Genomic DNA, 20,985 nt, shown 5'->3' on the forward strand with positions numbered 1-20,985 from the left:
GTTTTATTTTTGCGCCTTATTAAATCATGGGTAAAGATAAATTAAGGCGTTTCGCTGAAGTAGACACGTTTCCTAATGTGTTACAATTAGACGAAGGTAAAAGTTTTAAAGGATATTGGAAAGTTAATCATTTTCATAACAATAATCCTTTAATTTTAGAATTAGCGTGTGGAAAAGGAGAATATACTGTAAATCTCGCAAAACTGTTTCCCGATAAGAATTTCATTGGTGTCGACTATAAAGGCAACAGGATTTGGCGAGGAGCAAAGACCGCACTCGAAGAAAATATTAACAATGTGGCCTTTCTTCGAATCCAGATAGAGAATATCCTGGATTATTTTGAGCCTGGTGAGGTTTCTGAAATATGGATCACCTTCCCTGATCCTCAGCCACAACTTAGTCGTGAGAAGAAAAGGCTGACTTATCCTGCATTCCTTGAAAAGTACAAAACAATCCTTGAGCCCGGCGGAATTATGCATTTGAAGACCGACAACGACGGATTGCATGAATACACTCGCGAGAAGATTGAGCAATTGGGATTAAAACTGCATGCGCGAACGGAAGACCTGTATAAATCAGAGCTGGTAGACGAGGTGTTGTCAATAAAAACTTATTACGAGAAGAAGTATCTCGCTGACGATAAAAACATCAACTATTTGAAGTTCACATTTGAGTAATGAATAAAGAAACCTTCTTCGACAAAGTATATGAGGTGGTCAGACAAATTCCTGTAGGAAGAGTAAGCTCCTATGGGGCGATAGCTGAATATTTAGGAACGAAGGGTTCTTCACGAATGGTTGGTTATGCAATGAATGCTTGCGGAAATACTTTTCCGCCTGTTCCGGCTCATCGCGTGGTAAACAGGAATGGTATGTTAACCGGCAAGCATCATTTTCCGGTTCCTGAACTAATGGAACAGTTGCTCGAAAGTGAGGGCGTTTCAGTATTTAACGATAAGGTTGTAAACTTCAGGGAAGTTTTCTGGGATCCAACATTGGAACTGAAAATTTAAGCTTTGCTTTGATTGCTAAAAATATTAGTTTTATCGCTCAGGATTCAAGAATGATATGAATGGTCTATCGCAACAAAATTTAACTGTAAATCGCTGCTCCTGGTGTGGAACAGATCCCTTGTATGTCAAATATCATGATGAAGAATGGGGGAAGGAAGTTCATGATGATAGAGTGCTTTTTGAGTTTCTCATACTTGAATCTGCGCAAGCAGGCTTAAGTTGGATTACAATTCTTCGCCGTCGCGAGGGTTATCGAAAAGCATTTGCGGGTTTTGATCCTGAAAAAGTCTCTAGGTTTACTGAGGAAGACGTTGAGCGACTAATGCAAGATACTGGAATAATCAGAAACCGACTCAAGATTATTGCTGCTATAAATGCTGCAAGGCTATTTTTAATTGTACAAAAAGAATTTGGCTCATTTAGAGCATATATGTATTCTTTTATACCAGGTGGAACGCCTCTTATCAACAATCTCCAGGAACAGGGATCCGTTCCTCCAAGAACAGAAATTTCAGATCAAATAGCCAAAGACATGAAAAAGCGAGGGTTCAAGTTTTTCGGGACTACCATCTGTTACGCCTACATGCAAGCCGTTGGAATGGTGAACGATCATATTTCTACCTGTTCCTTCAAGTAGTAAATACATTTTTCTCTTCGTCCTCGTTTCCTTAAAGATGTTATTAACTTTGACATCGGTGAAATCACCCCGTGAGTTGTAATTACAGGAATATCTGTGTAATCGCGACGTCTGGTATAATCACATTAAAATCCGTGTAATCAAGAAATTATAGTGGAATCAACAAAGAAAAAACTGTTTCTTCTCGATGGAATGGCGCTTATGTATAGAGCCCATTTCGCCTTAAGCAAAAATCCCAGGTTTACTTCTAATGGTTTAAATACATCCGCGGTGATGGGTTTTACCAATACATTGCTTGAAATATTAAAGAAGGAAAGACCAACGCATTTGGCAGTAGTATTTGATACGGATGCACCGACAGAGCGGCATACTGATTTTACCGAATATAAAGCACATCGGGAAGCAATGCCGGAAGATCTTGCTGCGGCTATGCCCTATGTGATTAAAGTGATAGAAGGTTTCAATATCCCGGTAATAACATCTGATGGCTATGAAGCTGATGATATTATCGGAACCTTGGCAAAGAAAGCAGAACAGGTTGGTTTTACCGTTTTTTGCATGACTCCCGACAAAGATTTCGCCCAGCTTGTTTCTGAAAATATCTTCATTTATAAACCGGCAAGGATGGGAAACGATATGGAAATCCTGGGTGTTCCGGAAGTTCTTGCAAAATGGGAAATCGAACGTGTTGACCAGGTTATTGATATCTTAGGATTATGGGGTGATGCGGTAGATAACATACCCGGAATACCAGGTATTGGGGAAAAGACAGCTAAGGCTCTCATAAAACAATACGGTAGTGTAGAGAACATCATTGCTAATAGCCATGAACTGAAGGGGAAGATGAAAGAGAACGTCGAGAAGTTTGCGGAACAGGGCTTGATCTCTAAAAAGCTCGCTACCATACTTCTTGATGCTCCGGTTGAACTGGATGAAGAATCCTTACAAGTAGATCCCCCAAGTCGGGAAAAGCTGGAGCCGCTCTTTGCTGAGCTGGAATTTAGAACAATAGGTAAGCGGGTGTTCGGGGAAGAATACAATGTTGGCGAAGTTAAAACAGTTAGTTACGGACAGCAAACCGATCTTTTTGGACAAACAGTTGAAAGAATAGAGGTTAAAACAGAAGTTATTATAGAGCCTGTTGTTCCCTCTAAAAACATTCATAACACTTCGCATGAGTACCATTTAGCAGATACTAAGGAAAAAAGAGCGGCATTAATAAAATTGCTGGAACAGCAAAAGGCTTTTTGTTTCGATACTGAGACTACTTGTATGGATGCCAATGCTTGCGAATTGGTCGGGATGTCTTTCTCTATTAAGCCTGGTGAAGCTTATTATGTTCCTATGCCTATTGAACAGGAGGAATGTTGCCTGATCGTTGACGAATTCAAACCCTTGCTTGAAAATCCTGAAATAAAGAAAATAGGGCAAAACCTTAAGTACGATATTTTGGTGCTTAACTGGTACAATATCACTGTTAGAGGGGAACTGTTTGATACGATGCTTGCTCACTATCTAATAGATCCTGATACCCGTCATAATATGGATATTTTGGCCGAGAATTTCCTTGGATATACTCCTGTCTCTATCACCTCATTAATTGGCACAGGCAAAAAACAGGGTAATATGCGTGATGTAGAGTTGCAGAAGATAAAGGATTATGCAGCAGAAGATGCAGATATAACGCTGCAACTTCATAACGTCTTTCAGCCTGCATTGATCAAAGCTAAGGCCGATAAATTAGCTATGGATGTGGAAAATCCTTTAATTTACGTTTTGGCGGATATGGAAAGGGAGGGCGTTAGAATCGATAAAGAGGGCTTAAGGGAATATTCGCAACAACTGGAAAAAGAAGTCAAAGAGCTTGAACTTACTATTTACGAAAAGGCAGGGGTCCGTTTTAATATTGCTTCCCCTAAGCAGTTAGGAGAAGTGCTTTTTGAGAAGCTGCAGTTGGATCCAAAGGCTAAGAAGACGAAAACCGGACAGTACCAGACCGGGGAGGATATATTAACCGCGCTCGCTAGCAAAAGTGATATTGCTAAAGATATTCTTGATTTCCGTCAGATGCAGAAACTAAAATCCACTTATGTAGATGCTTTGCCTCTGATGATCAACTCGAAAACTGGTCGTGTGCATACTTCCTATAATCAGGCTGTTGCTGCTACCGGAAGACTAAGCTCAAACAATCCAAACCTTCAAAATATTCCTATTCGTACAGAGAGGGGAAGAGAAGTTAGGCGCGCATTTATCCCTAGAGATGAAGATCATGTGTTGTTGTCTGCTGATTATTCTCAGATAGAATTAAGATTGATTGCTCAAATAAGCCGGGATGAGGCCATGTTGGATGCTTTTCAAAAGGGACTTGATATCCACACAGCAACAGCTGCTAAGGTGTACGGAAAAGCCTTGGATGAAGTTGATTCCACTATGCGAAGAAATGCAAAAGCAGTAAACTTTGGAATTATTTATGGCCAGTCTGCTTTTGGCTTATCCCAAAATCTTGGAATTTCACGTAAAGAAGCAGCTGAAATTATTGAAGAGTATTTTAAGCAATACTCGGGTATTAAGGCTTATATGAGTGACACCATGAACTTTGCACGGGAGAATGGTTACGTACAAACACTGATGGGACGAAGAAGATACCTGCGCGATATCAACTCTGCAAATGCAACGGTCAGAGGTTTCGCCGAGCGAAATGCTATTAACGCACCGATCCAGGGCTCTGCTGCTGATATGATTAAAATAGCAATGATCAATATTCACAGGGATTTTCAGGATCAGAAGCTGCAGTCTAAGATGACGATGCAGGTACATGATGAATTGGTGTTTGATGTAATTAAACCTGAGGTTAGCCAGGTAAAAGAAATAATAGAAAATAGGATGAAGACAGCGATCAAGACTGATGTCCCAATCGTTGTAGAGATTGGGGAAGGTTTTAACTGGCTGGAGGCCCATTAATAATAAAGGAATTTTCAAATTATTAGCTTGTAAATGAGGGAGAAAGTTCTTTAGAAACAAAAAACGTAAAACCCGCCGAAAAAAGGCGGGTTTTTTTGTTTTCCCGAAATATATTTTCTTAAATTTCAAACGAATAAAACGGCATTATGAACGTAATACATCTAAGTGCAGAATGTTACCCTGTAGCGAAAGTCGGAGGATTAGGTGATGTGGTTAGCGCCCTTCCAAAATATCAACAACTGGCAGGAATTTATGCTAGTGTGGTGATGCCTTATTATGACAGGAAGTTTGTACAGGAGAACGAGTTTGATGTAATTCTTGAATCTGAATTTGTAATGGCAGGTATAACCTTGCCTTTTCAGGTCCTTAAAGAAAAAACAGACAAGCTCGGATTTGCACTTCACCTGATAAAGATCCCCGGACTTCTGGACCGGCCGGAAATATACTCTTACCCCGATGAAACAGAGCAATTTGTAGCATTCCAACTTGCGTTTCTCGAATGGCTGACTTACTTTTCTATCCGCCCTGATGTTATCCATTGTCATGATCACCATACGGGTCTGGTCCCTTTTCTGATCAAGCATTCTACCCGCTATAATCAATTTGCTGACATTCCCACAGTATTGACTATACACAATGCGCAATATCAAGGTTGGATAGGCTGGGAGAAGTTCAATTACCTTCCAGATGTGGAACCAGATAAGACAGGCTTGTTAGAGTGGAACGACTGTATTAACCCCTTAGCCACTGCTGTCAAAAATTGCTGGGCTTATACTGCTGTGTCTCCTACTTATCTAAAAGAATTAACATGGAATTCGAACGGTCTTGAACCCTTATTTCAGGCAGAACAGGGAAAAGGTTTAGGCATTATAAATGGAATTGACACGGAGGTTTGGAATCCGGAGACCGATCCGATGATAAGAGTTAACTTCAGCGTCGAGACAGTAGCCACCCAAAAGAAGGAGAATAAGAAATTAATAACCGAGGAGTTCGGCTTAAAGGCGGATAAACCTCTTATTGCATTTATCGGTCGATTAGTAGGAGAGAAGGGTGCAGATCTGCTACCTAAGGCGATCACAGAGATCCTTACTGCTTACAAGGATCAGGTTAATATATTAATTCTTGGATCAGGTGAACACCATATTGAGGATGAGCTTTCAGGTCTAAAGGATACCTTTTCTGGTCAATATAGTGTATTCATCGGTTATAATGAGGCTTTATCTCACCGAATCTATGCTGGTGCAGATTTCCTTGTGATGCCCTCCCGTGTTGAGCCATGTGGATTAAACCAGCTTTACTCTTTACGCTATGGAACAATACCAATTGTGAGAAGCACGGGCGGATTAAAAGACACCGTGATTGATCATTCTCAGCCGGATGGTTATGGTATTTGCTTTCTGAATGCCGATGTAGAAGATATTTATTCAGCTTTTTATCGCGCAATTGAATTATATCAAAACACAGAACGTGTGAATTTGTTACGTAAGCGTATGATGCAGTTAGACTATTCTTGGCATCAATCGGCAAGCCAATACATAGAACTTTACAATAGCCTTAAAAAATAACATATATGTCCAATGTAATCGCCGTAATTTTAGGTGGAGGGCAGGGAACACGCCTTTCTCCGCTTACTGCAACAAGATCCAAGCCAGCCGTGCCTATTGCAGGAAAATATCGCTTAGTTGATATTCCGATCTCAAACTGTTTAAATTCGGGGATTGACAGAATTTTTGTATTAACTCAATTTAATTCTGCATCTCTCAATAAACACATCAAGAACACTTACCATTTTAACGTATTTAGTACTGGCTTCGTTGACATTCTGGCTGCTGAACAAACTCCAACCAACGCTGGTTGGTTCCAGGGAACTGCAGATGCCGTTCGTCAAAGTTTGCATCACTTAACACCTTTCGAATTTGAGCACGTTCTGATCTTATCCGGCGATCAGCTTTATCAAATGGACTTCAATGATATGATCCAGAAGCACGTGGAAAGGGGTGCTGAAATATCTGTAGCAACCATCCCGGTAACTGCGGCAGATGTACCTGGATTCGGTATTATGAAAACCGATGAGAACGACAACATTACCGCTTTTATAGAAAAACCTAAAACTGATTTCGAAGAATGGGCATCCGAGGTAAGTCCTGCTATGAAAGCACAAGGAAGGCTTTATCAGGCTTCCATGGGTATTTACATCTTCAATCGGGATACTATCTATGATACACTTACCAATGATCCTCATACAGACTTCGGTAAGGAGATTATTCCTGAGGCAATAAAGAAGAGAAAAGTAACAAGTTATCAGTACGAAGGTTACTGGACTGACATTGGTACTATTCCGTCATTCTTTGAAGCCAATCTTGGACTTACAGACGATATCCCTTCCTTCAATATGTTTGATAGAAGAAGTATATTTTCTCGTCCCAGAATGCTTCCTCCATCCAAGATACAGGGGACGACACTTGAGAAAACAGTCATCGCTGACGGATGTATTATACAGGCTAGCAGAATTGAGCGATCAGTGATCGGTATCAGAACCAGAATCGGGAAGGGTACTACTATAGAGTGCAGTTATATAATGGGAAGCGATTATTACCAAACCCTCGAGCAACTAGAAGCGGCTAAGAATAACGGCGCGCCGATAATGGGAGTTGGAGAAAGATGTTATATCAAAAATGCTATCCTTGACAAAAACTGTTACATTGGTAATGATGTAAGGATTAATGGTGGGGCTCATCTTAAGGATGGAGACTACGACAAATACACAGTAAGCGGCGGAATTGTCGTAGTCAAGAAATCGGCTGTATTACCAAACGGTACTGTTATCTAAAGAGATATTTCAGAACCAATATCTATAAGTTTTAGTTGAAGCCCGGCATTTGCAAATTTTGTCCGGGCTTCTTCTTTGTCTATCTTTATGTAACCAAATGTATCATAATGCATTCCAACAATTGTATCGCACTTAATAAATTTAGAGGCTACAATAGCATCATCGATACCCATCGTAAAATTATCTCCTATTGGCAGGAATGCAGCGCTGAAGTTATACATGTCACCGAATAGCTTCATCTCCTGCATCAAGGCCGTATCTCCAGAGTAATAAAACGTCTTTTCTTCGGTTTCGATAATGAATCCTGCTGCGGTACCACCATAGGTTCCGTCAGGCAAAGAGTTTGAGTGAGCTGCAAAAACCATTTTTACATTACCGAAATCAAATTTCCTTTGGCCCCCTAAATTCATTGGATGAACATTAGATACTCCCTTTGCATTCAGCCAAACCATTATCTCGTAGGAGCATATAACAAGCGCGCCCGTACGGGTAGCTATATCAACAAGGTCAGCTGTATGATCTGCGTGTCCGTGGGACACCAGAATAAAGTCTGCCTGTATCGCATTAACATCAATATGTTTAGCAAGTTCGTTTGGTGTGATGAAAGGATCGATCAACACCTTTTTACCTGCTGTCTCGAATAGAAAGCAGGATTGTCCATAAAACGTAACCTTCATAAATCGTAGCGTTATCCTCCAAAAAGATTACCTAAATTTCCAAGCATATTTTGGCTTGCGGCTGCCATTTCAGATTGATGGACGCTTTCTGCCTGAGCGAGTGCTTTATTAACGGCAACAACTAAAAGTTCTTCAAGTTCTTCTTTGTCTGCCTCTTTCAGGAAGTTTTCATCAATTGTAATAGACGTAATGCTTTTATTGCCAGTCGATGTTACTTTTATTTTTCCGGCTTCGGCTTCTCCTGAAACTATAACAGTATCAAGTCTTTTTTTTATTTCCTCGGCCTGTTGCTGTACCTGGAGTAATTTGTCAAACATATCTGGTAAAGATTTTTGAATTCATAACAAGGGCTAAGCCTAAAAGTTTAGCGCGTACCACGGAGAATATCCGGCGAAAGGGGTTTTGAAATAAAACCGTGAACATATGCGTAAGATTGGGAACGCAGGATGTCTTTCTCGTCAACGGAAGAACTAACGATATAAATTTTTATGGTCTTTATTAAAGAAGTCCGGAACGTATCGAACTTTTCAAGGAAATCCCAGCCGTCAACAACCGGCATATTTAAATCAAGTAAGATTACATCGGGTAAAGCCTCTGCATTTTGCACATTCTCCTGAAGAAACTCTAAGGCCTTTCCAGCTTCGGTATAGCTCTTAAATTCCTCATAGATCTGATGCTTCTGGATCATGATCTGAGCTATACGCTGGTGTATTGGGTCGTCATCAATTATAAAAACTTTGCTCATTGCCGGTTGAAACCTTATTCCTTAGTGCGGTTCTAAAATATCTCTTTTATTTTACAATTACTAGCGCTCAATTATAATTGAGTGTCTTGACAACAAAACTTGCTGTCGTTGGATTTGAAAAACTGACTATTTATTGCAGTTTGTATCATTGAGGGCAAAAATCAACAAAATGACTCAAAAAGAGTAACTATTTCTACACTTTAATCTTCAGAGGTTTCGCCTGCTCCTGTGTAAGCTGATTTTCGAACCACCGGCATTCCCACCAAATTAAAAAGCTCATCTAATTGTAAGAGACTTCCATTGGTTAAATTGCTTAACAAAACAATAGTTATGTCCGCTGTTAAATCTCTAAGGTAAATATGTCTAAAACCATGCCACCAGCCTGTATGATAAACCACCTTATGTCCGTCGCCCTCAAATATCCGCCAGCCATAACCATAGTTAAAATGACCTTTTATCATAGGATTGTGTCCGGTATATGCTGAATCCTGCCATGCCTTACTTAAAAGACGCCCTTTTTTCAATGCATGGTCCAACAGAAGAAGATCCTGAACGGTACTGTAAATACCTTTATCACCCACCGGGCCGTCAAGGAAGTTTTGTACAACGGAATATCTCCAGGTCCTGTCGTGTCCTACAACATCCGTGGGGATCTTGTCGTAGGTTGCTTTCGATAGTACCGCAGTATTTTTCATACCGGCCGGATCAAACACATTCTCCTTCATGTACTCTGTATAACTCTTGCCAGTCACTTTCTCAATAATTGCAGCCAGGACCATGAAATTAGAATTGTTATAATGAAATTTCCTATTCGGCTGCGTGTAAGGAGCTGGCTTTTTTTCTGCAATAATTTTCATCACATCTTGATTGGTGATGCCTTTGCTTTGGTTTTTGTGTTCCTTACGGAATATTCCATCTACGAAGTATACGTAGTTCATCATTCCTGAACGGTGGCATAAAAGCATCCTTACCGTTATCCCTGTATACGGAAAATCGGGGAAGAAATCACGCACATCCTGATCAAGCTTAATCTTTCCCTGTTCAACCAGCTGCAGAACCGCGATGCCGGTCATAGGCTTGGTAACGGAAGCAAGTTCAAATCTTGAGCTGGTGGTCAGGCTGTCTTTATGCAGGTAGTCTGCCCATCCTATAGCGTTTTCGTATAAGATCTTTCCCTTTTTTGCAACAAGGACATTTCCGTTAAATCCTCTGGTTTTATGTAATTTCTGCATAAACGCGTGGATACGGGTGTCGGCTTTCGCAGGATCATAAACTAAAAGTAAGCTGTCTGATTTGTCGTCCTCAGAGGTTCTGATCTTAGTGTTTTTTTGCTCACGTGACGAACACGATGTTAAAAAAAATAATGCGAGAATGATTTGCGCTAGCGCTGGAAATTTAAACATACACTTCTTGAAGTCCTTTTGCCGGACGAAAATTAGAAAATATTACACGAAGAGGCCTTAAAGAGTTTTAAACAATAAAACTTTAGTTCTGCAGCACCTCAAACGGCAGGGCTTCCAGCTTAGTATCTAAGTTTACATAGAAAGAGAAAGAGGGCGGCATCAACTTTTTCCGGGAAGATGTTCTTGATATACTTAGGGAATTACCGTTAAGCTGCTCATAGCCTCATTTAAAGCAGTTTTTTATATACTTATTAAATTTACCTCCTCGGAAGCTTGTTTTTTACTTTTCACTTTTGATTTTTCGCTTAAGTAACTAAGTTTGCGCGACTAAAACCTGCTTACCGAATGATGGTTGGGAATGAGAGCGTTAGCAGGCAATTTTTGTCATAAAACAGATTAAATTCACAAAAACTCCTAAAATCATGACTTTTAGAATAGAACGTGATACCATGGGCGATGTGCAGGTTCCTGCAGATAAGTATTGGGGAGCCCAAACTGAACGCTCAAGAAATAACTTCAAGATCGGACCGGAAGCATCAATGCCGCAAGAGATCATAGAGGCATTTGCCTACCTTAAAAAAGCTGCAGCTTACACCAACACTGATTTAGGTGTGCTTTCTGCTGAGAAGCGGGATTTGATTGCCCAGGTATGCGATGAAATACTAGAAGGGAAATTAAATGCAGAATTTCCACTGGTAATCTGGCAAACGGGTTCAGGCACACAGTCCAACATGAATGTCAACGAAGTTGTAGCTAACAGGGCTCATGTACTTCAAGGGAATAAATTAGGTGAAGGAAAAACTTTCATTCACCCTAACGATGATGTGAACAAGTCACAATCCTCAAATGATACTTATCCAACTGCAATGCATATTGCAGCTTTCAAAAGTATTATGGAAATCACTATTCCCGGAGTGGAAAAACTTCGCGATACTTTGCAAGCTAAGTCTGAGGAGTATAAAAATGTAGTAAAGATCGGCAGGACGCACTTGATGGATGCTACTCCACTAACTTTAGGCCAGGAGTTTTCCGGTTATGTATCTCAATTAAACCATGGCCTTAAAGCGCTTAGAAATACCCTGGACCATCTCGCAGAACTAGCATTAGGCGGAACCGCCGTTGGGACAGGAATCAATACTCCTCAGGGATATGACGTAAAGGTAGCGGAGTATATCGCTCAGTTTACAAACCTTCCTTTCCGCACAGCCGAAAACAAATTCGAAGCCCTGGCAGCTCATGACGCAATGGTTGAATCTCACGGAGCTTTAAAGCAATTGGCAGTGTCGTTAATGAAGATCGCTAACGACATCCGTTTGTTAGCTTCAGGTCCCCGTGCTGGTATAGGCGAACTTTTCATCCCTGAAAATGAGCCAGGTTCTTCAATTATGCCGGGCAAGGTAAATCCTACCCAACCAGAAGCACTTACTATGGTGGCTGCACAGGTAATGGGTAATGACGTAGCAATTTCTATTGGTGGAGCTACAGGTCATTACGAGTTGAACGTATTTAAGCCTCTTATTGCCGCTAATTTCTTACAATCAGCACGCTTAATTGGCGACGCTTGCGTTTCCTTCAATGATCATTGTGCGGTTGGTATAGAGCCAAACTACGAAGGCATCAAGAAGCACGTAGAGAATTCTTTGATGTTAGTAACCGCTCTTAACCCTCATATTGGTTATGAAAACGCTGCAAAAATTGCAAAGAAAGCGCACAAGGAAAATAAATCCCTTCGTGAAGCCGCACTTGAACTCGAATTGTTAACAAACGAACAATTCGATCAATGGGTACGTCCTGAAGATATGATAGGAAGTCTGAAGTAAAAAAATTGTTCAGCTGATAATATTATCCCTCTCTGAGAAAATCAGAGAGGGATTTTTTTCTTATGAAGCTGCAATAAAAGATTTTAGATAGTTTTGTACCATCCCTGAAGGGATTTTTATTCTATATGCTTAAAAACTTGCTTGGAACTTCAGTAGTGCTTTTTTTTATTGCCTCAGCTTTTTTATCTTCATGTACTTTCAATCCAAATGTGCAGGGGCGTGGAGCAGATGTTCTTCAAGGGGTTTGGGATGAGCAGCCTTATGTATTTAGGGATAGTTTGATTCAATATACCTCCCATCATTTTAAGTTTACCTGCGACTCATTCTATGTTGTGCTTTCCACTAGGGCAAAACACAATTATTACGAAGACAGCTGTTTTAATGGAGGTAGTTGGAAGGAATATGCTAAGGGAACCTATGTGGTAAGTCGTGATACCTTATATCTCCTGGGAACCTTCACAAAGTCTAACTACAAACAGAAACTGCACGATTGCTATCGTATAGGCCAATATATACCTGTTTTCTTAATAAAAAATACTTCTTCAGATAAAATTGAGTTACAAAGTTTGCAGCAACATATACCGGTGACATTGAAATTGAAGGAAAAGATAATTTGTAACCCGCAACCATTATAGTAATGAATAAGATAATCAAGAATGTAGTAGTAATCGTTTTTCTATTGTATGTGCCTGTCGCCTCTTTTGGCTGGGGACAATTAGGACATCGAATCGTGGGTGAGATAGCAGACTCTTATCTCTCATCCAAAACTAAAAAGGAAATAAAGAAAATCTTAGGAAACGAATCGGTTGCCATGGCGAGCAACTGGCCTGATTTTGTAAAATCAGATCCATCTTATAAGTACCTTGACACCTGGCATTATGTTGATTTCGACAGAGGAATAACGTTCCCCCAAATGCAGTCTATCCTGGCAAAGGATACCACAACAAACGCGTATACTAAACTTAACTTCCTTATCTCTGAACTGAAGAAAAAAGATCTGCCTCAGGATAAAAAAGTGATGTACCTAAAGCTTATTATTCACATAGTTGGGGATATCAATCAACCTTATCACGTAGGGTATTCAGATGACAGAGGAGGAAATGACATAAAAGTAACCTGGTTTAACGAGAATACCAATATGCACACTATTTGGGATTCAAAGCTTATTGAATTCCAGCAGTTAAGCTATACAGAATATGTAAAAGCCATTAATTTCACTAGCCCGGAACAGCGTAGAACAATCCTTCAGGGGGGCCTCGTTAGCTGGCTTTGGGATTCTTTCCAAATAACAGAATCCCTGTACAAAGATGTAAAAACAGGAGACAAGCTTTCCTATCGCTACAATTATCTTCATATCAATACGCTTAATAGCCAATTGGTAAAAGGGGGAGTTAGGTTAGCCGAGGTTTTAAATGATATTTTTGGTTGATGGGATTTCACCGATTATTGGGGATGATTACACTGATTATTGGGGATGATTCCACCGATTATTAGAATGATAAGACTGATTATATATGTGATGATTCCACCGATTATTTGGTGGGATTCCACCGATATTTGGGATGATTCCACCGATTGAAGGCTGTTATGCTAAAGGTTTGATACTTGTAAGCGTTGCATCTAATAATTGTCGTAAATAAATCTATTCATATAACCATCAGTAACTTCAGTAAAATTTATCATCAACCAATACGTCAGTATCAATAATAACCGGTGTAATCACAACAAATATCAGTGTAATCAATAATAATCAGTGTAATCATATCAAATTCGTGTAATCACAACAAATATGAAAATTTTAATGGTCTGCCTTGGCAATATTTGTCGTTCTCCTCTGGCTCATGGAATAATGGAGAACATTGTAAAAGAGAAAGGACTTGACTGGTCAGTTGATTCTGCCGGAACGGGTGACTGGCATATAGGTTCACCTCCAGATCGTCGTTCTATCGCCGTAGCAAAAAGCTATGGACTTGATATTTCTACACAGGTTTGTCGTCAATTCAATGTTACTGATTTCGACGAGTTCGACAGGATATTTGTGATGGACAAAATGAATTTAAGGGACGTCCTTAATCATGCAAGGAATGAAGAAGACAAGAGGAAAGTCCGCTTATTATTAAATACCGAAGTTGTACCTGATCCTTATTATGAAGACAACCAATTTGATCCGGTGTACCAGCTTATCGAGCAAGGTTGCCGACGCATTGTGGAAGAGGAATTAAAGAATAAAGGCCTGAAGAATTAATCTTTCAGGCCTTTATATTACTCAATTAACCACTGATGAAGATTTCTTCAGTTTTGCTTTTCGCGTTTGAAGCAGCTTTGCTCCAGTAGTAGCTTTCGATTTTTTGCGGCGGCCTCGCCAGATTAAAAATCCGGTAACAGGCATACTCGCAGCCAAAAGACTTGCAAGGAAAACCAGGATTTTACCGGGCAGACCCCATACTGCTCCTACATGAATATCATAATTCATCCTCATTATCTTGTCGGCAGTACTTGCCTTTGAAAATTTTCCATATAAATGAGTGACTTCAATCTCCTTTAAAGTCTTTTGATCAAAGAACCTGTAATCAGTCTTCCAGTAAGTCTCTGTGTCTGGATTGAATGCTAATTCAATAGACTCCTTTTCGTTTTCCGGGAAATGCACTTCAAAGCTTCCTCCCTGATGTTTCCAGTCATCCTGCATCTTCAACCATAACACATCTTCAGCCTTTTCTTTAAAATCTATTTTAGTAATCGTACTATCAGAAAGAGCCGGATAATATTGAACCATTGCCTTGCCTCCAGACGAAATCCAGTAGACCGACTTTGAGAACCATTGAAAACCCATTACCAATCCCGTTATGGCTATAAAGATTGCAACCCAGGTCATATAGAAGCCCAGCACGTTATGCAAGTCATAATTAACTCTCTTCCATTGAGCGTTTAATTTTAACGTGAACCTCTTTTTCCTCGCCGCAGCGTTTTTAGGCCACCAAAGGATCAATCCTGATATAAGAAGAATAACGAAAATGAGAGTGCCCGTGGCTACTATCGGTTGCCCAATTTCCGGAGGTAACCATAAGTAATAATGCCCCATGATCACTACGCGGAAGAAGTCCCTGCTCATATCCTTTACCTTTAATACATTCCCGCTATACGGATTTACGTAGACGAGATAATAGTAATCTGGCTGGCTGTTATAGAACGTTACTACAGCGTTCCTTCCATCCTGGTACTTCACACTATGTGCATGTTTTCCTGGTAGTTCAGCCTCAGCAATGGTTTTAATTTGAGAAGGAGTCAGAAGTGCTTTGTGATCTTTAGCTAAGTACCGGTAGGATTGTGAGGCGTTTTCAATCTCCTGCTGGAAAGCAAGAATACACCCGGTGATCCCTAAAAATAGCACGAGTAGCCCGGATGATAACCCGAGCCACAAGTGGAGCTTTCCAACTAATTTCTTAATTCTCATAATTAAAATTTATAAGCAACGCTAAGCCGGTAATTGCGTGGAGCTTCAGCCTGCCAATAATAAACTTCACTGGTAAAATAATAGTTAGCAGGATAATACCCTCCATTGTACAGATACCTGTCTAAAATGTTGAAAGCATTGAACGTTAATCTGAGGTTATTCTTTTCCCAGAATGCTCCCGCGTCCAATTTGAAATAATCGGGAAGATTCTGCTCAGGATTAGTTTTGCTGAAAGTAGTTGTAGCACGGTCCACCAAATAAGTAAACCCTCCTGATAATCCTGATCCTTTTATTGGCCCCGACAGAACTTTATAGTTCAACCAACTATTAACAGTGTGCTTGCTAGAACCTGGAGTCCGTTGACCTTCTACCGCTATTGATTCACCAACGCCTTCGTTAACTTTAGTTACCTTTGCATCTGTATAGGCATAGTTTGCAGTAAGATTTAAACCCTTTAGTATTTCACCTCGAACGTCAAACTCGATTCCCTGAGCTACCTTTTGTCCAATTTCAATACTTCTTCCCTGATTAAATGCATCAGTAGTAACTTCGTGATTCTTGGTGATCTTGTAGGCCGATAAAGTTGTATTCCATTTGCCCCCGAACCAATCTTTTTTTACTCCAAACTCTGTATTATTTCCTGTAATCGGTTTTGCTGCCTCCCCTGAAGTGAGTATGGCGTTTTGAGGAACAAATGCCTGATCATAAAGGCCGTAAACGGAGGTTTGATCATCAACTGAAACGCTCAGACCCACACGTGGAGTGAAATGCTTTGCTGTTTGAGGAGCGCCCCCATAGTTTGATTGACTTACGTAAGTATAACGTCCCGCAAGTGTTAAACGCAGTTTGTTGTCGAGGAAGCCCAGCTCGTCCTGAGCGTAAAGGCCTGTGTACCGTTGGTCCATCAAGCCTCCTCCTCTTACTGCTCTTTCCTCAACGCTAAGGCTTCTGTCGAAAAGTGGGAATCCGTTATCCACCGTATTAACAGGGGATAGTGCATTAAACTCTCCGCCAATAGTATCCAATGCAGCTGTCTGATTCCAGTCTGCATAGTAATTTTTAGTACCTACATCAAGTCCTGCCAGAATACGATGTTGAATTTCTCCTGTTTTCGCTGTTCCATTCAGAAATACCTGCCCTAGCGTCATTTCGCTGAAAGCATCCCAAATACTTGCGCTTCTTCTTACTAATCCGTTAGTGGCAACACTATCAGGCCACATAGAGCTACCCTTTTGCTGGTAGTTGAAGTAAGAGGCTTGTGCGTTCAATTTCCACTTATCACTGATGTTGTGCTCAAGATTTACAAATAGGCTATGGTCATTTATTTTCGTAGGCTCCAATCCTGGTGCTAACATGGTAAGGTTACGGTTATAAGAGGCATAGCCGTTAGGGGAAAAAATATAGAACGAGCCAACATTAGACATTTTTGCATGCTGTAATGTATATTCCGCAGTTACTTTTGTATTGGGATCAATCTGGTATGAGATAACAGGAGCAATGCTGTATCGGTTATTGTACTCATTCGCCCGGAAAGAGTTCTTATTCTGGCCAGCTATGTTTAAACGATACAATAGCTTACCATTTTTACTGAGTATACCATCTAAATCAGCAGTGGCACGATAGAGATCAAAGCTTCCAAGTGTCAAGGTTGCTTCACCTTTATTTACTCCAGTTGGCTTTTTGGTTACCACATTATACAGTCCGCTAGGATCACCATTCGCTAGCATGAAGCCCGCTGGGCCTTTAACGAATTCGATATGGTCAACAAAGCTCATATCTTCTGTTAGAGGGCCCCAGTAAGAGTTCACTACGTTGAACCCGTTTCTGAATGCCTGAATCTGGGATCCACGCATAGTAATATTAGTATATAGATCACCCCAATGTTCTACTCTGGCAGCTCCGCTTACATTTCGTACTAATCCGTCGCTCATACTTATAATCTGCTGATCTGCAAGTGCCCCCTGGCTTACTACCTGAATGTTTTGAGGGATTTCCTGAAGTGGAGCATTTAATCTAAGCGAATTAGAGGGTTTATCTATTTTGTACCTGTTCTGTCTTCCCTGTATAGTTACGGCATCTAGTTGTGATGCGCTTTCATTCAGTACGAAATCTGCTATTACAATTGCTCCCGCCGTTACCGTTACGTTTTTCTCCTCGCCTGTTAAACCTATTGCTGATACTTTAATGGTATAGTTACCGGGCTTTACGCCGTTTAATTTGTATTCACCTTTTGCATTAGTGAGTGTACTTTGTTTACGTTCTTTCAGTTGCACTGAAACGTACTCTGCAGTTTTACCGTCGGAACTGGTAATCTTTCCGCGTATTGATCCCGTATTTTGGGCGAGGCCCGCTAGGCTAGTAAACAGGAATATTGCGGTAGATAAGAGCTGTAAAAAAGGGTAAGCAATTTTCATTCTTCTTTTATTTGGATTGATTCTAAATCATCGCAAAATAAAAAGCTTTTCTTTTGGTATGCAAGTATTATTTAGAATTATTTTAAATAAAAGAAACAGGCATAAAAAGCCCTCTTGGTGGGAGGACTTTAATTTCTTAAAAATTCCTATTGTAAGGTTTTCGCGAGTTGGCCTACAGGAATAGTTGACGCGAATTTTTTAATCTCGTCTTCTGTAGCATTTGGTGCTTTAAGGGTAATTAAAGAAGAGTTTAGAGGAAGCTGAATCTCATAAGTAACTTTACTGGTTTCAGAGTCCTTGTTTATATTTAATAACGCTTTGTATCCTTCCAATTTTATTACTTTCTGATTGGCATTGTTCGCAATAAAAGGAAGGGCAAGAAGCGCATTTATAGAGCTAAGCATTGGAGAGTTTCCAATGATATCAACTTCTGCCATCTTTTCTCCAGCACCGTAATCCCTATGAATAATAATTCCTGCGAATCCTGAAGCTCCGCTTACGTTATCATGTGCGGCGTTTGCATTCAGTGCATCCATCTTTGCTGGCAGCATTTTAAGAATATCTTTGCCTGCCATAATATCCAGTTCCTGAAGCATTTGTTGCATAGCAAATCTTGCTTCCTCGAGTTTTTTCCCTGAGTAAGCAGTCCTGGCGGTAGACAGCTGCTTATTAAAGTCTTGTGCCTGAAGCGATGAGAGGGTAGCTATAGAAAATATGGTAATAAGTAAAGTTTTCATGTAAGGGGTATTAATTAGATAAATGATAAAATGAATCAATTGCTTCTTATTTTTCTCCTAAAGTTTTCTTGATCTTATCAATATCAACTTGAGACGCCGCGGTCATCAGATCTTGTTCATTGGCGAAATTTATACCCTCGTAAACAAGCATTGAGCTCTGCCCAAGTGGCACCGTAAGCTTATACCCGGTATTGTCGTCATACTCAATCACTGCCTTATATCCTTTAAGGCGTGTTTGTTTCCATTTTTGTTCACCTCCTGTGCTTTGAGCATATCCACTATTGGTTAAAAAGAGGTTCACAGCAGACATCATTACAGAGTTATTTGCTATCGTTAACCCTAATTGCTTATCGTCTTTTAAGTATTCCCGATGAATAGTTAATCCTACCCAGCCCCAGCCGTTGCTGGTTACCTGGTCTTTATCGGCTTGTTTTGGTAAACTTGCTATAGTTTCGGGAAGTGACTTTAATAGATCCTGACCAATCTCCATTTCAACGCCAAGAATAGCTTGTTGAAGCGCAGAGCGGGCTTCGCCATAATTGGCAGTTTTAAACGAACTTTCAGCGAGGCTCAGGTTCTCTTTTACATCAGGAGGTGTGGTTATTAAACCTGCGCCGCCCTTGTTTCTAACCGAAGACGAGGAAGATCCGGTTCCGCTGTTACCTGTACCACCAACGCTTGTTCCAGGTACAGAAACACCACCTGCTACTTCAGAGGTAGCTCCTGATTTCTTTTTGCCATTTAGGAATTCATCTGCTTTCTTGTCGATTGTCTTATCAGCAACTTCATTTGCTTTGTCTTTAAGTTTTTTAAGAAGCCCCTGGGCTCTTACTGATGGGGACAGGAAGCCAAGCACTAAAAGGCAGGCTGCAAATTTTTGTAAGGTTTTCATAGCTATCAGCTTTTGATTGATCCCTAAAGTTAGGGTGAAAAAACCAATAGTTAAAGAGTTTAGTTTTTTTGCCATGCAGGCAAAACGAGATTGTAAAGCTGAACGCTACATCTCGTGCTAATAATAATGAAACAAATAGTATGTACCAGTAAACTCCTCGTCTAAATTTTAAGACTGAAGTCCCCTTTTGGCAGTTCATCCTCCATATCCGGTATTGGAGGTTTCTCCTTTACCTTATTGGCTATGCTTTTGCCCTGCTTTTTCCATAGATCCTTAAACTTAGCTTGGATCTCAGGACCAGAATAACTTAATGATTTTATGAGTACTTCTCCCACTACTGCCTTTTCTTTTTCCAGTCTGTTTGTGTTTTCAGGCTCTTCCTGTGCAGGAGCCTGCCATCCGCCGATTATTCCACCCGGACTCCAGGCTTTATTATTAATACGTGTATAGCCATCAAAAGTATCCCAGTTGTAAGCGTGAATAAACATGCCAAGCAAAACCAGACGGCCTTGAGGGATTGATTGAAGAACCTCTATTTCACCACCTTCAAATCCTTTTCCCTTTTCTATTTTGATCTCTTTATTACTTAAATAGCTTGCTAGTGAAGTTTTAAAGTTGAAAGATATGGCCATCAACCGAATAACATAATGACTTTCAGCAGGTCCGCGGAGATCATTGTCGGTAAAAGCGGGAATATTTACCATTATTCTTCCATCTTCAGTTAATTTAACCTGTGGTTTCACCCTCAGACAGTCCTCCAGCGTGGAATTTTTATTAAACTGAAAACCCGAAAACATATCAGGATCGCCATCATGAATATCTCTTTCGCCTCTGCGCTTATGGGTAGCAGTTTTTATACTTTTTAAAGTTAGTGCGGTAAGGCGATTAGCCATTCCGCCGTCATTTGCTTTGTAACCAGGAAAGAATACAGCCCGAAAGCTTGCTGCAGTGGTAGCAGCCAGTCCGAACTCCAGACTTGCTTCTCGGCTGGCGAGGCTTTGCTTAACTTTTGAAGGCTTAATTTGTGCAATCTGCATCCCCCGGTAAGAACGGTACAAAATATTGTCTACGGGTCCGTGCAAAATTCCTTTCTTATCAACGATAGCCATAAGGTCTGAATTATAGAGTGAAAGAATGTTCAAGCAATATAAAAGCTATTGTCAAAAGAAAAAATGTTTCAAATCACATTTGGGTTTTAACCGCAGTATCACCTGATTATCCCCCTGCTTTATATGTTCCCTGTCTTTACCCTGTTTAACTGCGTGATAAGTCCACATATACTGACAAAAAGGTGGACTCATCAGGGATATATGGAGGATAAAAGATGCAGACATATAAAGGCAGGGCAAAACCAGAAGACAAGCACTATCAGCGCTTTCAATTCCTTGTTAAAAAGATATTGTGAT

General features: G+C 40.4%; 19 protein-coding genes. 10 read left to right on the top strand and 9 right to left on the bottom strand.

What is annotated here, in order from left to right; translation table 11 throughout:
- The first annotated feature begins 26 nt into the window (after positions 1 to 26).
- The 6 genes from trmB to J4N24_RS10655 all read left to right on the top strand — a co-directional run bounded on the left by trmB (position 27) and on the right by J4N24_RS10655 (position 7,440).
- Positions 27 to 677 (top strand): tRNA (guanosine(46)-N7)-methyltransferase TrmB, encoded by a 651-nt coding sequence (gene trmB, locus J4N24_RS10630; RefSeq protein ID WP_207533666.1) that lies wholly within the window; start codon positions 27 to 29, stop codon positions 675 to 677.
- Positions 677 to 1,012, top strand: coding sequence for an MGMT family protein (locus tag J4N24_RS10635; protein WP_207533667.1), 336 nt, complete (start codon positions 677 to 679; stop codon positions 1,010 to 1,012). Before trmB ends, J4N24_RS10635 begins: the two co-directional genes overlap by 1 nt.
- A gap of 55 nt (positions 1,013 to 1,067) precedes the next feature.
- Positions 1,068 to 1,649, top strand: a complete 582-nt coding sequence (locus J4N24_RS10640) for a DNA-3-methyladenine glycosylase I (protein ID WP_207533668.1) — start codon at positions 1,068 to 1,070, stop codon at positions 1,647 to 1,649.
- A gap of 192 nt (positions 1,650 to 1,841) precedes the next feature.
- Positions 1,842 to 4,610, top strand: a complete 2,769-nt coding sequence (gene polA / locus J4N24_RS10645) for a DNA polymerase I (RefSeq protein WP_207533924.1) — start codon at positions 1,842 to 1,844, stop codon at positions 4,608 to 4,610.
- A 146-nt stretch (positions 4,611 to 4,756) separates the two neighbouring features.
- Complete coding sequence (locus tag J4N24_RS10650; RefSeq protein ID WP_207533669.1) at positions 4,757 to 6,175, top strand: glycogen synthase; 1,419 nt, start codon at positions 4,757 to 4,759, stop codon at positions 6,173 to 6,175.
- 5 nt (positions 6,176 to 6,180) lie between these two features.
- Positions 6,181 to 7,440: a glucose-1-phosphate adenylyltransferase gene (locus tag J4N24_RS10655; protein ID WP_207533670.1), complete on the top strand. Its 1,260-nt coding sequence runs from the start codon at positions 6,181 to 6,183 to the stop codon at positions 7,438 to 7,440.
- Here the strand turns inward: J4N24_RS10655 and J4N24_RS10660 are convergent.
- From J4N24_RS10660 to J4N24_RS10675, 4 genes are all read right to left on the bottom strand, one after another.
- The gene (locus J4N24_RS10660) at positions 7,437 to 8,117 is read right to left on the bottom strand and encodes a metal-dependent hydrolase (protein ID WP_207533671.1); all 681 of its coding nucleotides are present in this window, start codon (positions 8,115 to 8,117) and stop codon (positions 7,437 to 7,439) included. The two genes, J4N24_RS10655 and J4N24_RS10660, sit on opposite strands and share 4 nt — an antisense overlap.
- An 11-nt stretch (positions 8,118 to 8,128) precedes the next feature.
- Positions 8,129 to 8,434, bottom strand: a complete 306-nt coding sequence (locus J4N24_RS10665; protein ID WP_207533672.1) for a YbaB/EbfC family nucleoid-associated protein — start codon at positions 8,432 to 8,434, stop codon at positions 8,129 to 8,131.
- A 47-nt stretch (positions 8,435 to 8,481) separates the two neighbouring features.
- Positions 8,482 to 8,862: a response regulator gene (locus tag J4N24_RS10670; protein WP_207533673.1), complete on the bottom strand. Its 381-nt coding sequence runs from the start codon at positions 8,860 to 8,862 to the stop codon at positions 8,482 to 8,484.
- Between the two features lie 200 nt (positions 8,863 to 9,062).
- Complete coding sequence (locus J4N24_RS10675; protein WP_207533674.1) at positions 9,063 to 10,265, bottom strand: serine hydrolase domain-containing protein; 1,203 nt, start codon at positions 10,263 to 10,265, stop codon at positions 9,063 to 9,065.
- A gap of 422 nt (positions 10,266 to 10,687) precedes the next feature.
- Between J4N24_RS10675 and fumC the strand changes: the two genes are divergently transcribed.
- From fumC to J4N24_RS10695, 4 genes are all read left to right on the top strand, one after another.
- A complete protein-coding gene (gene fumC, locus J4N24_RS10680; protein WP_207533675.1) occupies positions 10,688 to 12,085 on the top strand; it encodes a class II fumarate hydratase in 1,398 nt (465 codons plus the stop codon).
- Between the two features lie 125 nt (positions 12,086 to 12,210).
- Positions 12,211 to 12,720, top strand: coding sequence for a fumarate hydratase (locus tag J4N24_RS10685; RefSeq protein WP_207533676.1), 510 nt, complete (start codon positions 12,211 to 12,213; stop codon positions 12,718 to 12,720).
- 2 nt (positions 12,721 to 12,722) lie between these two features.
- The gene (locus tag J4N24_RS10690; RefSeq protein ID WP_207533677.1) at positions 12,723 to 13,514 is read left to right on the top strand and encodes a S1/P1 nuclease; all 792 of its coding nucleotides are present in this window, start codon (positions 12,723 to 12,725) and stop codon (positions 13,512 to 13,514) included.
- Positions 13,515 to 13,874: 360 nt separating this feature from the next.
- Complete coding sequence (locus tag J4N24_RS10695; RefSeq protein WP_207533678.1) at positions 13,875 to 14,330, top strand: low molecular weight protein-tyrosine-phosphatase; 456 nt, start codon at positions 13,875 to 13,877, stop codon at positions 14,328 to 14,330.
- A 21-nt stretch (positions 14,331 to 14,351) separates the two neighbouring features.
- Here J4N24_RS10695 and J4N24_RS10700 read toward each other — a convergent pair whose 3' ends face one another.
- From J4N24_RS10700 to J4N24_RS10720, 5 genes are all read right to left on the bottom strand, one after another.
- Positions 14,352 to 15,536 (bottom strand): PepSY-associated TM helix domain-containing protein, encoded by a 1,185-nt coding sequence (locus J4N24_RS10700; protein ID WP_207533679.1) that lies wholly within the window; start codon positions 15,534 to 15,536, stop codon positions 14,352 to 14,354.
- A gap of 2 nt (positions 15,537 to 15,538) precedes the next feature.
- Entirely contained in the window at positions 15,539 to 17,950 is a 2,412-nt protein-coding gene (locus J4N24_RS10705; RefSeq protein ID WP_207533680.1) for a TonB-dependent siderophore receptor, read from the bottom strand.
- 146 nt (positions 17,951 to 18,096) lie between these two features.
- Positions 18,097 to 18,687: a hypothetical protein gene (locus J4N24_RS10710; protein ID WP_207533681.1), complete on the bottom strand. Its 591-nt coding sequence runs from the start codon at positions 18,685 to 18,687 to the stop codon at positions 18,097 to 18,099.
- A 46-nt stretch (positions 18,688 to 18,733) separates the two neighbouring features.
- A complete protein-coding gene (locus tag J4N24_RS10715; protein ID WP_207533682.1) occupies positions 18,734 to 19,654 on the bottom strand; it encodes a hypothetical protein in 921 nt (306 codons plus the stop codon).
- Between the two features lie 86 nt (positions 19,655 to 19,740).
- The gene (locus J4N24_RS10720; RefSeq protein WP_207533683.1) at positions 19,741 to 20,688 is read right to left on the bottom strand and encodes a hypothetical protein; all 948 of its coding nucleotides are present in this window, start codon (positions 20,686 to 20,688) and stop codon (positions 19,741 to 19,743) included.
- Positions 20,689 to 20,985 lie beyond the last annotated feature (297 nt).

Origin of the sequence: Desertivirga arenae (genome assembly GCF_017355785.1) — a bacterium.
GTDB classification, from domain to species: domain Bacteria; phylum Bacteroidota; class Bacteroidia; order Sphingobacteriales; family Sphingobacteriaceae; genus Desertivirga; species Desertivirga arenae.

Bases quoted from the DNA above. Each gene is read 5' to 3' on its own strand.
- J4N24_RS10685 (WP_207533676.1), top strand. From the start codon at position 12,211: ATGCTTAAAAACTTGCTTGGAACTTCAGTAGTGCTTTTTTTTATTGCC.
- polA (WP_207533924.1), top strand. From the start codon at position 1,842: ATGGCGCTTATGTATAGAGCCCATTTCGCCTTAAGCAAAAATCCCAGG.
- J4N24_RS10660 (WP_207533671.1), bottom strand. From the start codon at position 8,117: ATGAAGGTTACGTTTTATGGACAATCCTGCTTTCTATTCGAGACAGCA.
- J4N24_RS10635 (WP_207533667.1), top strand. From the start codon at position 677: ATGAATAAAGAAACCTTCTTCGACAAAGTATATGAGGTGGTCAGACAA.
- J4N24_RS10640 (WP_207533668.1), top strand. From the start codon at position 1,068: ATGAATGGTCTATCGCAACAAAATTTAACTGTAAATCGCTGCTCCTGG.
- J4N24_RS10670 (WP_207533673.1), bottom strand. From the start codon at position 8,862: ATGAGCAAAGTTTTTATAATTGATGACGACCCAATACACCAGCGTATA.
- J4N24_RS10715 (WP_207533682.1), bottom strand. From the start codon at position 19,654: ATGGCAAAAAAACTAAACTCTTTAACTATTGGTTTTTTCACCCTAACT.
- J4N24_RS10650 (WP_207533669.1), top strand. From the start codon at position 4,757: ATGAACGTAATACATCTAAGTGCAGAATGTTACCCTGTAGCGAAAGTC.
- J4N24_RS10655 (WP_207533670.1), top strand. From the start codon at position 6,181: ATGTCCAATGTAATCGCCGTAATTTTAGGTGGAGGGCAGGGAACACGC.
- fumC (WP_207533675.1), top strand. From the start codon at position 10,688: ATGACTTTTAGAATAGAACGTGATACCATGGGCGATGTGCAGGTTCCT.
- J4N24_RS10700 (WP_207533679.1), bottom strand. From the start codon at position 15,536: ATGAGAATTAAGAAATTAGTTGGAAAGCTCCACTTGTGGCTCGGGTTA.
- J4N24_RS10690 (WP_207533677.1), top strand. From the start codon at position 12,723: ATGAATAAGATAATCAAGAATGTAGTAGTAATCGTTTTTCTATTGTAT.
- J4N24_RS10720 (WP_207533683.1), bottom strand. From the start codon at position 20,688: ATGGCTATCGTTGATAAGAAAGGAATTTTGCACGGACCCGTAGACAAT.
- J4N24_RS10675 (WP_207533674.1), bottom strand. From the start codon at position 10,265: ATGTTTAAATTTCCAGCGCTAGCGCAAATCATTCTCGCATTATTTTTT.
- J4N24_RS10705 (WP_207533680.1), bottom strand. From the start codon at position 17,950: ATGAAAATTGCTTACCCTTTTTTACAGCTCTTATCTACCGCAATATTC.
- J4N24_RS10665 (WP_207533672.1), bottom strand. From the start codon at position 8,434: ATGTTTGACAAATTACTCCAGGTACAGCAACAGGCCGAGGAAATAAAA.
- J4N24_RS10695 (WP_207533678.1), top strand. From the start codon at position 13,875: ATGAAAATTTTAATGGTCTGCCTTGGCAATATTTGTCGTTCTCCTCTG.
- trmB (WP_207533666.1), top strand. From the start codon at position 27: ATGGGTAAAGATAAATTAAGGCGTTTCGCTGAAGTAGACACGTTTCCT.
- J4N24_RS10710 (WP_207533681.1), bottom strand. From the start codon at position 18,687: ATGAAAACTTTACTTATTACCATATTTTCTATAGCTACCCTCTCATCG.